The organism is Mycobacteroides sp. H003, from assembly GCF_001440135.1.
In the GTDB taxonomy this organism is placed as follows: domain Bacteria; phylum Actinomycetota; class Actinomycetes; order Mycobacteriales; family Mycobacteriaceae; genus Mycobacterium; species Mycobacterium gwanakae.
In genome coordinates this window covers 542,102-556,398 of record NZ_LJYL01000009.1, presented here as the reverse complement: position 1 = coordinate 556,398, position 14,297 = coordinate 542,102, and the positions used below count along the sequence as shown (strand labels likewise).

At 64.6% G+C, this 14,297-nt stretch carries 10 protein-coding genes; 6 read left to right on the top strand and 4 right to left on the bottom strand.

Going from position 1 to position 14,297, the window contains the following annotated elements:
- The first annotated feature begins 32 nt into the window (after positions 1–32).
- The 3 genes from AOT87_RS03055 to AOT87_RS03045 all read left to right on the top strand — a co-directional run bounded on the left by AOT87_RS03055 (position 33) and on the right by AOT87_RS03045 (position 6,812).
- Positions 33–3,755 (top strand): multifunctional oxoglutarate decarboxylase/oxoglutarate dehydrogenase thiamine pyrophosphate-binding subunit/dihydrolipoyllysine-residue succinyltransferase subunit, encoded by a 3,723-nt coding sequence (locus tag AOT87_RS03055; protein WP_081343199.1) that lies wholly within the window; start codon positions 33–35, stop codon positions 3,753–3,755.
- A gap of 93 nt (positions 3,756–3,848) precedes the next feature.
- On the top strand, positions 3,849–5,165 hold the full coding sequence (locus tag AOT87_RS03050) for a lipase family protein (protein ID WP_057967698.1): 1,317 nt from the start codon (positions 3,849–3,851) through the stop codon (positions 5,163–5,165).
- Between the two features lie 330 nt (positions 5,166–5,495).
- Entirely contained in the window at positions 5,496–6,812 is a 1,317-nt protein-coding gene (locus tag AOT87_RS03045; protein ID WP_057967697.1) for a lipase family protein, read from the top strand.
- On the opposite strand, the gene AOT87_RS03040 is transcribed toward AOT87_RS03045, so the two are convergent.
- Positions 6,792–7,976, bottom strand: coding sequence for a helix-turn-helix domain-containing protein (locus AOT87_RS03040; protein WP_057967700.1), 1,185 nt, complete (start codon positions 7,974–7,976; stop codon positions 6,792–6,794). The two genes, AOT87_RS03045 and AOT87_RS03040, sit on opposite strands and share 21 nt — an antisense overlap.
- 243 nt (positions 7,977–8,219) lie before the next feature.
- Here AOT87_RS03040 and AOT87_RS03035 point away from each other — a divergent pair, with 243 nt between their 5' ends.
- The 3 genes from AOT87_RS03035 to AOT87_RS03025 all read left to right on the top strand — a co-directional run bounded on the left by AOT87_RS03035 (position 8,220) and on the right by AOT87_RS03025 (position 10,665).
- Entirely contained in the window at positions 8,220–8,861 is a 642-nt protein-coding gene (locus AOT87_RS03035) for a class I SAM-dependent methyltransferase (protein WP_057967696.1), read from the top strand.
- 94 nt (positions 8,862–8,955) lie between these two features.
- A complete protein-coding gene (locus AOT87_RS03030; protein WP_046252929.1) occupies positions 8,956–9,786 on the top strand; it encodes an SDR family oxidoreductase in 831 nt (276 codons plus the stop codon).
- 45 nt (positions 9,787–9,831) lie between these two features.
- Positions 9,832–10,665 (top strand): SDR family NAD(P)-dependent oxidoreductase, encoded by an 834-nt coding sequence (locus AOT87_RS03025; protein ID WP_057967695.1) that lies wholly within the window; start codon positions 9,832–9,834, stop codon positions 10,663–10,665.
- Between the two features lie 26 nt (positions 10,666–10,691).
- Here the strand turns inward: AOT87_RS03025 and AOT87_RS03020 are convergent, their stop codons facing one another.
- From AOT87_RS03020 to AOT87_RS03010, 3 genes are all read right to left on the bottom strand, one after another.
- Complete coding sequence (locus AOT87_RS03020) at positions 10,692–11,966, bottom strand: serine hydrolase domain-containing protein (RefSeq protein ID WP_057967694.1); 1,275 nt, start codon at positions 11,964–11,966, stop codon at positions 10,692–10,694.
- 105 nt (positions 11,967–12,071) lie between these two features.
- Positions 12,072–13,343: a serine hydrolase domain-containing protein gene (locus tag AOT87_RS03015; protein ID WP_057967693.1), complete on the bottom strand. Its 1,272-nt coding sequence runs from the start codon at positions 13,341–13,343 to the stop codon at positions 12,072–12,074.
- A 90-nt stretch (positions 13,344–13,433) separates the two neighbouring features.
- Positions 13,434–14,291, bottom strand: coding sequence for a glycine betaine ABC transporter substrate-binding protein (locus tag AOT87_RS03010; protein WP_057969621.1), 858 nt, complete (start codon positions 14,289–14,291; stop codon positions 13,434–13,436).
- Positions 14,292–14,297: the final 6 nt, after the last annotated feature.

Below are 14,297 nucleotides of genomic sequence, written 5' to 3'. Positions count from 1 at the left end.
ATCGAACGAGACGGAGCGAGGCGAAGACTGCCGTGAACGGTTCAAATCCCCAATTCGGGCAGAACGAATGGCTGGTCGAAGAGATGTACCAGCGATTCAAGGAAGACCCGTCCTCGGTGGACTCCAGCTGGCACGAATTTCTTGCCGACTATGTGGCCGAGCCCGCCACCGATGTCTCCAATGGCCAATCCGCCGCCGCACCCGCACCCGCGCCCGCACCACCAGCGACCCCCGCGCCCGCGGCACCGGCCGCCCCCGCACCAAAGCCGGCCGCCTCCCCCGCCGCCGCACCGAAGCCGGCCGCCGCTGCCGCCCCGGCGCCGAAGCCGGCCGCTGCTCCCATCCCGTCCGCCGAAGGTGACGAGACGCAGGTGCTGCGCGGCGCCGCCGCGGCCGTGGTGAAAAACATGTCGGCCTCCCTGGAGATCCCGACCGCCACGAGCGTCCGGGCCGTCCCGGCCAAGCTGATGATCGACAACCGCATCGTCATCAACAATCACCTCAAGCGCACCCGCGGCGGCAAGATCTCCTTCACCCATCTGCTGGGCTACGCCATCGTCCAGGCCGTCAAGAACTTCCCGAACATGAACCGGCATTTCGCCGAAGTGGACGGTAAGCCGGTCGCCATCACCCCCGCACACGTCAACCTGGGTCTGGCCATCGACCTCCCCGGCAAGGACGGCAACCGCACCCTGGTGGTGGCAGCCATCAAGGGTTGCGAGGAAATGGCTTTCGGCCAGTTCATCAACGCCTACGAGGACATCGTGCGCCGGGCCAGGGACGGCAAGCTCACCGCCGAGGACTTCTCCGGAGTCACCATCTCGCTGACCAACCCGGGCACCATCGGCACCGTGCACTCGGTGCCGCGCCTCATGCGCGGACAGGGCGCCATCATCGGCGCCGGTGCGCTCGAATACCCCGCGGAGTTCCAGGGCACCAGCGAGGAGCGCATCTCGGATCTGGGCATCGGCAAGCACATGACGCTGACGTCCACCTACGATCACCGCATCATCCAGGGCGCTGAGTCCGGCGACTTCCTGCGCACGGTGCACCAGCTACTGCTCTCCGACGACTTCTTCGATGACATCTTCCGCGAGTTGGGCATCCCGTACGAGCCGGTGCGCTGGCGCGTCGACAACCCCGACTCCGTCGTCGACAAGAACGCCCGAGTGCTGGAACTGATTGCGGCATATCGCAACCGGGGGCACCTGATGGCCGACACCGATCCGCTGCGCCTGGACAAGACCCGTTTCCGCAGCCACCCCGATTTGGATGTGCTCAGCCACGGGCTGACCCTGTGGGACCTGGACCGCGAGTTCAAGGTCTCGGGATTCAAGGGCCAGGAGTACATGAAGCTGCGCGACGTGCTCTCGGTGCTGCGCGACGCGTACTGCCGGCACGCCGCGGTGGAGTACACCCACATCCTGGAGCCCGAGCAGCAGAAGTGGCTGCAGGAGCGCATCGAGGTCAAGCACGACAAGCCGACCGTCGCCGAGCAGAAGTACATCCTTTCCAAGCTCAACGCGGCCGAGGCATTCGAGACCTTCCTGGCCACCAAATACGTTGGGCAGAAGCGCTTCTCATTGGAAGGCGCCGAGGGCGTCATACCCATGATGGACGCCGTCATCGATCAGAGCGCCGAACACGGCCTCGACGAAGTGGTCATCGGTATGCCGCACCGCGGCCGGCTGAACGTGCTGGCCAACATCGTCGGTAAGCCGTACTCGCAGATCTTCACCGAGTTCGAGGGCAACCTGAACCCGGCGTTGGCCCACGGCTCCGGCGACGTCAAGTACCACCTGGGCGCCTCGGGCACCTACATCCAGATGTTCGGTGACAACGACATCGAGGTGTCGCTGACGGCCAACCCCTCGCACCTTGAGGCGGTCGACCCGGTACTGGAGGGCCTGGTTCGCGCCAAGCAGGATCTTCTCGACGTCGGCACCGATGGTGGCCGCTTCACCGTGGTGCCGTTGATGCTGCACGGTGACGCCGCATTCGCCGGGCAGGGTGTGGTCGCGGAAACCTTGAACCTGGCCAACCTGCCCGGCTACCGCACCGGCGGCACCATTCACATCGTGGTGAACAACCAGATCGGTTTCACCACCGCGCCGGAGCATTCCCGCTCCACCGAATATTGCACCGATATCGCGAAGATGATCGGCGCCCCGATCTTCCACGTGAACGGGGACGACCCCGAGGCCTGCGTCTGGGTGTCACGCCTGGCCGTCGACTTCCGGCAGAAGTTCAACAAGGACGTCGTCATCGACCTCGTCTGCTACCGCCGGCGCGGCCACAACGAGGGCGACGATCCCTCGATGACCAACCCGCAGATGTACGAGGTCATCGACACCAAGCGCGGTGTGCGCAAGACCTACACCGAATCCCTCATCGGCCGCGGCGACATCTCGATGAAGGAAGCCGAGGACGCCCTCCGCGACTACCAAGGTCAGCTGGAGCGGGTGTTCAACGAGGTCCGCGACCTGGAGAAGTACCAGCAGCGGCCCAGCGAGTCCGTGGAAGAAGACCAGCAGCTCCCGCAGAAGCTGGTCACCGCCGTCGACAAGGCACTGCTGCAGCGCATCGGTGACGCCTTCCTGGCGGTACCCGAGGACTTCAGCGTGCATCCGCGCGTCAAGCCCGTGCTGGAGAAGCGCCGCGAAATGGCCTACGAAGGCAAGGTCGACTGGGCCTTCGGCGAGCTCCTGGCATTCGGCACCCTGGTCGCCGAGGGCAAGGTAGTGCGCTTGTCGGGCCAGGACTCCAAGCGTGGCACCTTCACCCAGCGCCACGCGGTGATCATCGACCGGCACAACGGCGATGAGTTCAGTCCCTTGCAGCTGGTCAGTGTCGACGCCGAAGGCAACCCCACCGGCGGCCACCTCGTGGTGCACGACTCATCGCTGTCCGAGTACGCGGCCGTCGGCTTCGAATACGGCTACTCGGTGGGCAACCCCGACGCAATGGTGTTGTGGGAGGCCCAGTTCGGCGACTTCGTCAACGGCGCGCAGTCCATCATCGACGAGTTCATCTCCTCCGGCGAGGCCAAGTGGGGGCAGCTCTCCGAAGTGGTACTGCTGCTCCCCCACGGCCACGAGGGACAGGGCCCCGACCACACCTCGGGCCGTATCGAACGGTTCCTGCAGCTGTGCGCCGAGGGCTCGATGACGGTCGCGATGCCCTCGACACCCGCGAACTACTTCCACCTGTTGCGCCGGCACGCGCTGGACGGCATCACCCGGCCGATGGTGGTTTTCACACCGAAGTCCATGCTGCGCAACAAGGCTGCGGTCAGCGATATCAAGGACTTCACCGACCGCAAGTTCCGCTCTGTCCTCGAAGAAGCCAATTACGAGGACGGGGTCGGCGATCGCAGCAAGGTCCGCAGGATCCTGCTGACCAGCGGCAAGCTGTACTACGACCTGCTGGCACGTAAGACTGCCGACAAGCGTGACGACGTTGCGATCGTGCGCATCGAGCAGCTGTACCCCATCCCGCGGTATCGCCTGGAGGAGACTCTCAGCCGTTATCCGGATGGCGCACAGTACATCTGGGTACAGGAAGAGCCTGCCAACCAGGGCGCGTGGCCGACCTTCGGTCTGAACCTGCCCGAGGTGGTGCCGCGCCTGGCGGGTCTGACCAAGATCTCCCGCCGCGCCATGTCGGCGCCGTCATCCGGTTCCTCGAAGGTGCACGCCGTCGAGCAGCAGGAGATCATCGACGAGGCCTTCGCCCCCACATCTGCGCAGGAGTGATTGAGCCCAAGGTCAGGCCCGCCCCTTAGGGGGCGGGCCTGATTCATTCTTGGACCTCTGCCCCGTTGCGCGCGTGTTCAATACGCTGCGCCAATGACGGCCAAGACCGCACCCGCTATCGAACCCATAACACTGCCGGTGGAGGAATGGCCACCGCTCAGCGGCAAGCCCAGGCCCTCACCCGAAGACCCGTTCTATCGCCCTCCGTCCGGCTGGGAAAACACACTGCCCGGAAGTCTGCTGCGGCGCAGGAAAGTTCGGATCGCACTGTTCGGCGTAATTCCCCTGCGCCTGCAGGCCTGGCACCTGCTCTACCGCACCACAGATCTGCACGGAGCGCCCGAAACCACCGTGACAACGATGCTGGTTCCCCGCGACGCACATGAGACGTCGCCGGTCCTGGCCTACCAATGCGCCATCGATGCGGTATCCCCGCGCGCCTTCCCCTCGTATGGGCTGCTCCCGCATACGTTCGGGCTCAACCAGACCCAGAACGAACTGCTGTTGATGGTGGCCGCACTCGCCCGCGGTTGGGTCGTTTCGGTGAGTGATCACGAAGGCCCACAAGGACTATGGATGGTGGCCCGGCAGCCGGGGTACCACGTGCTGGACGGTGTGCGAGCTACCTTGAACGCCAGTGGCACACACGGCATACCTCAGCTCCCCGCCGATGCCCCCGTCGGATTCTGGGGATATTCCGGAGGCGGGACGGCGAGCACCTGGGCGGCAGAAATGGCTCCTGTCTACGCTCCGGAACTCAATGTCGCCGGAGCCCTACTCGGCGCTCCCGCGGCTCAGCCGGGCGCGCTGGTGCGCAAACACAGCGGCAGATTTGCCTCGGGACTCATTCCACCGGTGCTGGCCGCGATGATGCGGGCACACCCGAGTGCACGCGAATTCCTCGGCGAACACCTGAATCGGCGTGGCCGTCAGATCATCACCAAAGCGGCGGAGGTGGGCCTGGTCGAATCGGCGCTGCGGTGGCCCTTCAAGAACTTCGACACGCTCGTCGATCGGCCCGTCGAGGAATTGATGAGTACCCCCGAAATCAGCACTGTCACCGACGAAATGCGCCTGGGGCAACGCACGCCGAACGCACCGGTCTACCTGTACCACGCCGTCCACGACCAGCTGCTGCCCATCACGGCCTCCGACAAGCTGGCACACGACTACATCGCGGGCGGCGCGCATGTGACGTACCGGCGCGACCGGACCACCGAGCACATCCTGCTCGCGGTACTCGGCGGCAGTGACGCCCTTGGATGGTTGGCTGCGCGGTTAGCGGGCAGACCCCTGCCGCCGGAACCGGACGTCCGCACCGTGATCTCGACCTCGTTGACCTTCCGCGCCGCGCGGAGCCAACTGCGCTGGCAATGGGGGATCTTGAAGCTGTTCCTCGGGCGCCTGTAGGTAGCGCATCGGAGACCGATCCTTTGTGCCAAAAAATTAACCAGTGTGTTCATTTTGGGTAGCGACATTCCCCACTAGCAACCCTCTGGGCAGCGATGATGGTGGCCCATGTATCCTGAGAATGGTCTCGAGGTTGACTTCGGCCGTTTGCCTCATCGGTGATGAACCACAAGGTCACACTGGCACCTTGGTGAGTAACCCCGATTCAATGTCGATTCGTTGCCACGAATCATTCTTGTTGAATACGCTGCGCAAATCCCCTGATTCTTCTTCGGCATCAGCACAGCCCATCGATTCACCCGGGATGACAAGAGCTAGGACAGGAGCCAGATGACAGCCGGCACTGCGCCCACGTCGGCCCCGGCGACCCAGCCCATCGAGGCCTGGCCGATGCAACTTGGCAAGCCACTACCGTCGCCGCAGGACCCGTTCTTCCGTCCGGCTGACGGCTGGGAGAAGGCCGCACCCGGAACACCCCTGCGACGCCGGCGAGTTCAGATCGGCTTCTTCGGGATCTTCCCGCTGAAGCTGCATGCCTGGCAGGTGCTCTATCGCAGCACCGACCTGCACGGTGCGCCGGAGACCACGGTCACCACGGTGCTTGTCCCCAAGAACGCGACATCGGAATCGCCGCTGCTGGCCTTTCAGAGTGCTATCGACGCCGTCACCCCCAAGAGATTCCCCTCCTACTACCTGCAGCACCGGACCTTCGGTATCAACCAGTCGCAGAACGAGTTTCTGCTCGCGGTTGCCGCACTCCAACGGGGTTGGATCGTCACCATCAGTGACCATGAGGGCCCGAAGGGTCTCTGGATGGCACCCAAACAACCCGGCTACCACGTGCTGGACGCGCTGCGCGCCACGATTGCCGCATCCGGTGAGGACGGCATCCCGCGCTTGACCAACCAGACACCAACCGCGGTATGGGGGTACTCGGCCGGCGGCAACGCCACCGCCTGGGCCGCCGAACTCGCCGGTGAGTACGCACCCGAACTCAACCTGGTCGGGGCATTGATCGGCGCGCCCGCACCCCAACCCGGCCCCCTCATGCACCAGCTCAGTGGCCAGTACGCTTCGGGCCTCATCATCATCGTGCTGGCGGCCATGATGCGGGTAAGCCCCTCCATCCAGGAGTTTCTGCAGAAGCACCTCACCAAAAGAGGACGCCGGATGGTCGAGAAGGCCGAGCGTCTCACCGTCATTCAGGCGCTGCTGTACTGGCCATTTCTCAACTTCAACAAGATCTTCGATCGCCCGCTCGAGGAGGTGATGGACACCCCGGAAATCGCCGCCCTCACCGACGCGATGACACTGGGGCTGCGCATCCCCACCGCCCCGATTTATCTCTATCACTCGATCCACGATGTCTTGTTGCCGGTTTCCAGCACGGACCAGCTCGCCGAGGACTACATAGCCGGTGGCGCACAGGTCACCTACCGGCGCGACCGCGCCAGCGACCGCGTCTTCTTGTTACTGTCCGGCGGTCATGACGCGCTCGGCTGGCTTGATGAACGCATGCGCGGCAAGACATTACCCACGCGACCCGATGTCCGGACCGTATTGTCAACGGTCCTGTCGCCACGCGCCGTGATCATGTATCTCCGGCAGATCCTGGCGGTCGTGAAGCTACTTGCCGGACGATTGTGACGGCATACCGCCGGCAGTTCTAACCGCTAGCAGGGCCGCCGCCAATGTCCGTGCGGCCGAGGGCTGCGCGGGGTCCAGGCCGGTGAGTTCTGCGACCCGGCGCAACCGGTAGTCGAGGGTATTCGGATGCACATGCAGCGATTTAGCCGCGAGCTGCCGTCCGTGCTCGTGTTGCAGATACGCACTAAGCGCCTGCTGCAAATGCGGGTGGGCCACGAGTGGCTGGATGGTGGCGGCAAGCAGGTCCCGGGCTCTGCCCGGACGGGTGATCTGGTACTCCAGCAGCAGATCGGAGAGCCGGTAAGCACCCGGTGTTCGGCCGAGCCGTAATGCGAGCAAGGCCAATTCGCGCGCTTCATCCGCTGCGGCGGCAATCTCACCGGGCTCGGTCGCATGGGAAACTCCGAGCGTGACCGGTCCCCCGGCCACCTCGGAGAACAAGGGCAGCAGTGACTCCACCGCGCCCACCGCAGGCAGCAAGATGGTGCCGCCGCGGCCGTCCAGGGAGGTGAGCACGGGCTCGCGTGCGTGCTCGTCGACGATGTCCTGCACCAGATGCGCACGTCTGCGCGCGACCACGGTGTTGGCTGCGGGCTCGGGCATGTACAGGAACAGCACGTTGTACGACAGGGCGAGCGTGACACTGGCACGTTCGGCGGCATCGGTCCACGGCACCCCCTTGACCAGAGCGTCGAAGAGGTCGCGCCGAGCCTCGGTCGTCGCACTATAAAGACCTTGGCGCTCTTCGAGATACGCGGCGGTGACGGCAGGAAGCATCAATTGCAGGTATCGCTGCACCTGCATGCTGATGGCCAGCACCTGATCGAACTCGTCGGGGGTTGCCAACTCCCGGAGTGTCTCGATGCCGACCCGAGCGGCGACGTTGTAGACGGCCAGGATCGCCGGTAGCGGTATGTCCTCCTGCGCGCGCCGGGACGCAGCCAGGATCGACACCGCGAATTCGTCCTCGGTGGGCGCCCGCGATTCCAGCATCACCCGGGAGAAGATTCGGAAGTGCTGCTTGGTGAACTCGGTGATCTCACCGTCGAGAACCTCGCGGGGCAGCATTCCGTAGTACGGCACCTCGGAAGCGAAGCAGTCCACCGCGCGGCGCGCCGTTTCCGGCAGCCGACGCATGAACCGATCACTGAGTGACGCCGTCATCAGCGGACTCCAACCTTCTCCCACTGCATCGTGGAATACCCGTATCCCTCACCGATCACATCCGTGAGACCCTTGCGCACCCTACCGTCCTGTACCCGAGTTGGGAGGTTTGCTCGAAGGTTCATCGCAGCGGTTCGCCGGTTATTGGGGCCGGTCATAGCTTTCGGGCGTGGGCCTCGTATCTTTCACAAAGATCAGGACGAGTCACCGACTTTCCGCGGGCGCCGATCCTAGGTTTCAACGATGACTGCCATCGCCCCACGGCGTTCGCTTAATAATCTGGTCACGCGGTACTGGACCGTGATGTCGAAGGTGTACAACTTCCCGCTCGTGCAGCGCCACATCTACAGCCCGGCGCAAAACGACACCATTAGGCAGCTACGCGCACACGACGCACGGCGGATCGCCGATATTGCCTGTGGTACTGGCATATTGGCGTCGCGGATTCAGTCCGAGCTGCCCCAGCCATCTGTTTACGGGGTCGATATGTCCGATGGCATGCTCGCCAAGGCGAGGGCACGGTCCGCCGACGTCCAGTGGAGGAAGGCGCCCGCGGAGCAGCTCCCGTTCGAGGACTGCACTCTGGACGCGGTCGTCACAACGTCGGCATTCCATTTCTTCGATCAGCCCGCGGCACTGGCGGAGTTCTATCGCGTACTCGCCCCGGGCGGCATGGTCTCGGTCGCCACGATCTGTCCGAGGGAGCGGCGCTGGATGCGGCACGGAACCGGAGAACGCGGACCTGCGCACTTTCCCACGGCCGGGGAAATGGAGCGGCTCTTCTCGCGTGCCGGGTTCGATGTCGTCGTGCATCGCCCGGTGGAGCGCCCGTTTACGCCACCGCTGGTGTCGGTCGACTGGATCTGCGTTGGCCTCAAGGCCTGACCCCACCTACCCGGCACCCGACCGCGCCGCGCCACCATCCATTACCCTCACTGATTGACGTCAGCGTCGCAACGTAAATCTGTCAGGAGTAGTCATGGATGGCTTCAGCGGCAAGGTGGCCGTGGTGACCGGTGCGGGTTCGGGAATCGGACGTGCACTGGCGGTGGAACTCGCGCGCTCGGGCGCCAAGGTGGCCATCAGCGATATCGACAACGAGGGCCTCGCCGAGACCGAACGTCAGATCAAGGCCCTGGGCGCGGAGGTTCGCGCCGATCGGCTGAACGTCGCCGAGCGCGAAGCCTTCCTGCTCTACGCCGACGTCGTCAAGGAGCACTTCGGCAAGGTCAACCAGATCTACAACAACGCCGGTATCGACTTCCACGGCGACCTGGAAGTCAGCGAATTCAAGGACATCGAGCGGATCATCGATGTCGACTACTGGGGCGTGGTCAACGGCACCAAGGCCTTCCTGCCGCACCTGATCGCATCCGGCGACGGTCACGTCGTCAACGTGTCCAGCATCTTCGGCATCATGGGAGCTCCCGGCCAAAGCGCTTACAACGCGGCCAAATTCGCGGTACGCGGCTTCACCGAATCACTGCGCCAGGAGATGATCACCGGCAAGAAGCCGGTCGCGGTCACCTGCGTACACCCCGGCGGCGTCAAGACCAACGTGGCCCGCAACGCCACGATGGCCGAGGGCTACGACCACGCGCAGTTCGCGAAGTTGTTCGATCGGGTCGCACGCACCAGTCCGCAGGCGGCGGCCCGGATCATCCTCACCGCAGTCCGCAAAAAGAAGCCACGCGTACTCGTCGGCCCCGACGCCAAGGTGATCGACTTCCTGGTTCGACTCACCGGTGCGCGCTACCAGGATCTGTTCGTTCTCGTCGAGCGATTCCTGATGCCCAAACGTTCCCACTGACCCATTACTCTGACTATTTGACAGTCGTCTAACAAGGAGACATCTATGGAAGGCTTCAGCGGCAAGGTGGCCGTGGTGACCGGTGCGGGTTCGGGAATCGGACGTGCACTGGCGGTGGAACTCGCGCGCTCGGGCGCCAAGGTGGCCATCAGCGATGTCGACGCCGAAGGCCTGGCAGAGACCGAACGCCAGGTCAAGGCCCTGGGCGCGGATGTTCGCGCCGATCGCCTCAATGTCGTTGAGCGCGAAGCCTTCCTGCTCTACGCCGATGCCATCAAGGAGCACTTCGGCAAGGTCAACCAGATCTACAACAACGCCGGCATCGCCTACCAGGGCGAGGTAGAGGAAAGCCAGTTCAAGGACATCGAGCGGATCATCGACGTCGACTTCTGGGGCGTGGTCAACGGCACCAAGGCCTTCCTGCCGCACCTGATCGCCTCCGGCGACGGTCACGTCGTCAACGTTTCCAGCCTGTTCGGCGTGCTGTCCATGCCGGGTCAAAGTGCTTACAACTCGGCCAAGTTCGCGGTGCGCGGCTTCACCGAATCACTGCGCCAGGAGATGATCATCGGCAAGAAGCCGGTCGCGGTCACCTGTGTGCACCCCGGTGGCATCAAGACCGCCATCGCGCGCAACTCCACCACCGCAGAGGGTTACGACCAGCAGGCGATGGCCGCGATGTTCGACAAGTACCTCGCGAACACCAGCCCCGAGGCCGCGGCCCGCATCATCCTGACCGCCGTCCGCAAGAAGAAGCCACGGGTGCTCGTCGGACCCGACGCCAAGATCCTGGACCTGGTCGTACGCGTGACCGGCTCCCGCTACCAGGACATCTTCTCGCTGGTGACGGGCTTCATCATGCCCAAGCCCGGGAAGTAACGACCCGGGTCGATCATCCGTGTCGGCTAGCGCGCCGCGCGGATGATCGACGGCAAGAAGGTGCCGATGATGGTCTGGTCAAAGACCATGGTGGTGGGCAGCCGGTTGTGCACGATGGCGACGGAGATGTTGCGTTTCTGATCGGCCCAGCCGAAGGAGCCACCCGCGCCGATATGCCCGAAGCCGCCACCGATGATCGGCGCCACCAGGGAGTGGTACCCACGGTGCCAGCCCATCGGTATCCCGAGCGTGTGGTCTATCTGGTAGCTGTTCTTGCGTCCGAGGCCCTGGGCGACATCGGGCGAGAGCAACCGTGTTCCGTCAACGCTCCCGTCACCCGCCAGGGCCGCGTAAAGCTTGGCCAACGCGGGTGCGGTACAGCAGGCGCTGCCGGCGCCGCACCGCAGATCCATCACGGGAGCACTCGCGTGCCCGTCGTCGGCCAGCAGCATCTCGGCACCCGGCTGGTACAGCGTGGAGGCCGCCCCCTTGGCCCCGGGCATCCTGTCGAGCATCCCCATGACCGGCGGAGCCGTCCGACGGATAAAGCCGGACCGTGCGACCCTGTCCAAATGCGGTGTGAGCGCGGCTGATTCGGACGGCGCATCTTTGGGCGGCCTACCCATGTGGATACCGTCGACGCCCAGCGGCTCGGCCAGTTCGGTGCGGTACAGCTCTTCGAGGTCCTTACCGGTGACGGCCTTGGCAAGCCGTCCCATGAGCCAGCCGATGGACAACGCATGGTAGGCGGGCTTGCCGAAATATCTGTCGACGGGCGCCGCGGCCAACCGGTCGGCCATCAGATCCGGGTCGAACATCTCCTCGTAGTTGTGCGCGATACCCGTCAGCCGCGACAACCCTGCCGTATGCGACAGGATCTCGTCGACCGTGATCGCGCCCTTGCCGTGGGCGGCGAACTCGGGCCAGTACCGGGCGACCGGGGCGTTGTACTCCAGCAGTCCGCGGTCCACCAGCTTGTGGATGATGGTGGCGGTAACTCCCTTGGACGCCGAAAAGATCACCGGCGCCGTATCGCGCGTCCAGGCCTGCCCCTTCTGCGCCTGACCGGCCCACAGATCCAGTACGGGCTCGCCGTCCACGTACACACAGATCGCGCCACCGCCCACGCGGTACCGGGTGAAGGCAAGCGAGAAGACGCGCACCACCCCTCGGAACTCGGGGCGCGCCCAGCCGTTCACCCCCGGCGGCAGCTCCACACCGCGTTCCAGCGGCGGATAGGCGAAGGGGGTGGGTAACGGTGATTCCGGGACCGCGTCGTCGAGGCCGTGAGGTTGTGCCATAAGTAACAGTGAGTACCAGGTACTTGGCGTCAAGACAAGGGTGATGAATCAGATGTCAGGACAGATACCCAATCGACGCTCGACGATTGGGGGCACTTCACGATCTCAGCCGACGGCCTTGACGATCTGCGGCCACAAGAACGCAAACGAGATCTGATCGAGAGCCATGGTCAGTGGCAGCCGGTTATGCGCGAGGCCGACAGCGATCTTGCGCTTGGGGTCGGCCCATCCCATGGAGCCACCGAGCCCGATGTGGCCGAATCCGCCGCGGAATCCATTCATAGGCAGCGACATGTATCCCAGGTGCATGCCCATGGGGAACACGATGGTGCGGTCGATGCTCAGATTGATTCTACGAGCAAGCCCGGCAACAGTTTCCGGCGAAAGGAACTCGCGGCCCTCGACAGTGCCACCGCCTGCCAGGGCTGCGTACATCTTGGCGAGCGCCGGTGCCGTCGCGACCGCATTGGCCGCCGGTGCCTGCATGTCGTACAGCGCTGAACTCAGGGTGCCGTCGTCGGCGAGGATCCGTTCCATTCCGGGCTCGTACATCGTGCCGATCGCACCCTCGAAACCGGGAAGACGATCGATGGCACGGATGACTGTCGGCAGCACCCGGCCCACCACGGGCTGGGTGGCCACCGGATCCAGGAATGGGTACATCGAGGCGGCCTTGGTCGACGAGGTCCGCGGTGGACGTCCGAGGTGTATCCCCTCGACCCCGAGCGGCTCGGCGATCTCGGTGCGAAACAGCTCACGCATGTCCTTGCCGGTGACCGACCGGGCCAGGCCCGCAAGCAGCCACCCGAAGGTGAGCGCGTGATACGCGCGTCTGCCGTAGAACTTGTCGACCGGCGCCGCGGCCAGACGCTGTTCCATGAGCTCGTGGTCGGCGACTTCCTCCGCATGGCGCGCGATCCCGTCCAACCGGGACAGTCCGGCGCGATGGTCGAGAACCTGGCGCACGGTGATCGACGACTTACGGTTGGCGCCGAACTCCGGCCAGTAACGCGCAACCGGGGCGTCATAGGCGAGTAGGCCCCGGTCGACCAGACGGTGGATGACGGTGGCCGCGATACCCTTCGACGCCGAGAAGACAAGCGCTCCGGTGTCCCGTGTCCAGCCCTGCCCCGCAGCAGCCGCACCGGCCCAGATGTCCAATGCCGGTTCACCGTCGACATAGACGCAGAGGCCACCGCCGCCGAGGCGGTACTTGGTGAACATCCACTCGAAGGTTCGGACCACGGGAGCCAGCTCGGGCCGCGCCCAGCCCTCCACTCCGTTCGGTAGCCGCAATCCGGGCAGGTCGCCCGGGTACAGCTCAGTGCCACGTACAGGTGCTGTGGCCGCAACATTGGGGCCCAGTGGGATCGCCATAGTGACACTTGGGTACCACGTGTCAAATATTCGGGTCAAGTCACAATCTGATTGCCTGCGGCGTTATCGCAGGTCACAGCGTCGCGGTCATCAACGCAGCAAAATCTGGTGATCGTTGAGCCAGGTGTCCACCACGCGCTGAGGATCTGCGCCGCCCGCAACCTCCCGGGTCATCGCCGCCAAGTCTCCGGTGGTCAGCTCACCGGCAACCTTGTTGAGCGACAACACTTGTGGCTCGGTCAACTCGTTTCTCCGGTACAACGGCACCACACTGTTGGCCGGAAGCCACTCGGACTCATCGTCGAGCAGGGTGACCCCGTCGACAGGCAGGCTCGGACTGGCCGTGCTGGTCCATGCCACCGCGATGTCGGTGCGCTTCAGTGCCGCGAAAAGCTCACCAGCGCTGGCGAACTGGCGGGGAGTGCCGGTCTCACACGGACCGACGCGCGGCACCGGCGCCGTCCCCTGCCCTACCTGTCCGCCACGCGCCAGTTGATCGCAATGCCGAACCAGGGCCTTCAATGTCGGTTTGGACGAGGCGCTCGGAGACGTCGCCACCGCCAGCGCCGGACGATCTTCGGCAGTCCCGTAATCGGCGGCTGCCACACCGGCGGGCAGGGCGGCGATCATGGCCTTATACGTGACCTCTTCGTCACCGCTGGCCCGCTGCTGTGGCGCGAACTGCCGTAGCAGCCGCCCAGTGAATCCGGGTGCGACGCTCGCGATACCGGTATCCAATTCGGCTACCGGATCGGCACTCTCACGCACCTTGGTATCGATACCGGTCGCCTTCACCACTGCGGCATAGATGTGCGCAAGCACCCGATACTGCGGGTCATTCGTGGTCACCACCGTCAAATACGGTGCGGGACCACGATTGTCCGAGCACGCGGCGAGTACCGACACTGCAGCCAGCAGCCCCGCTATCCACGCGCGAACCTTGAACATCGACGG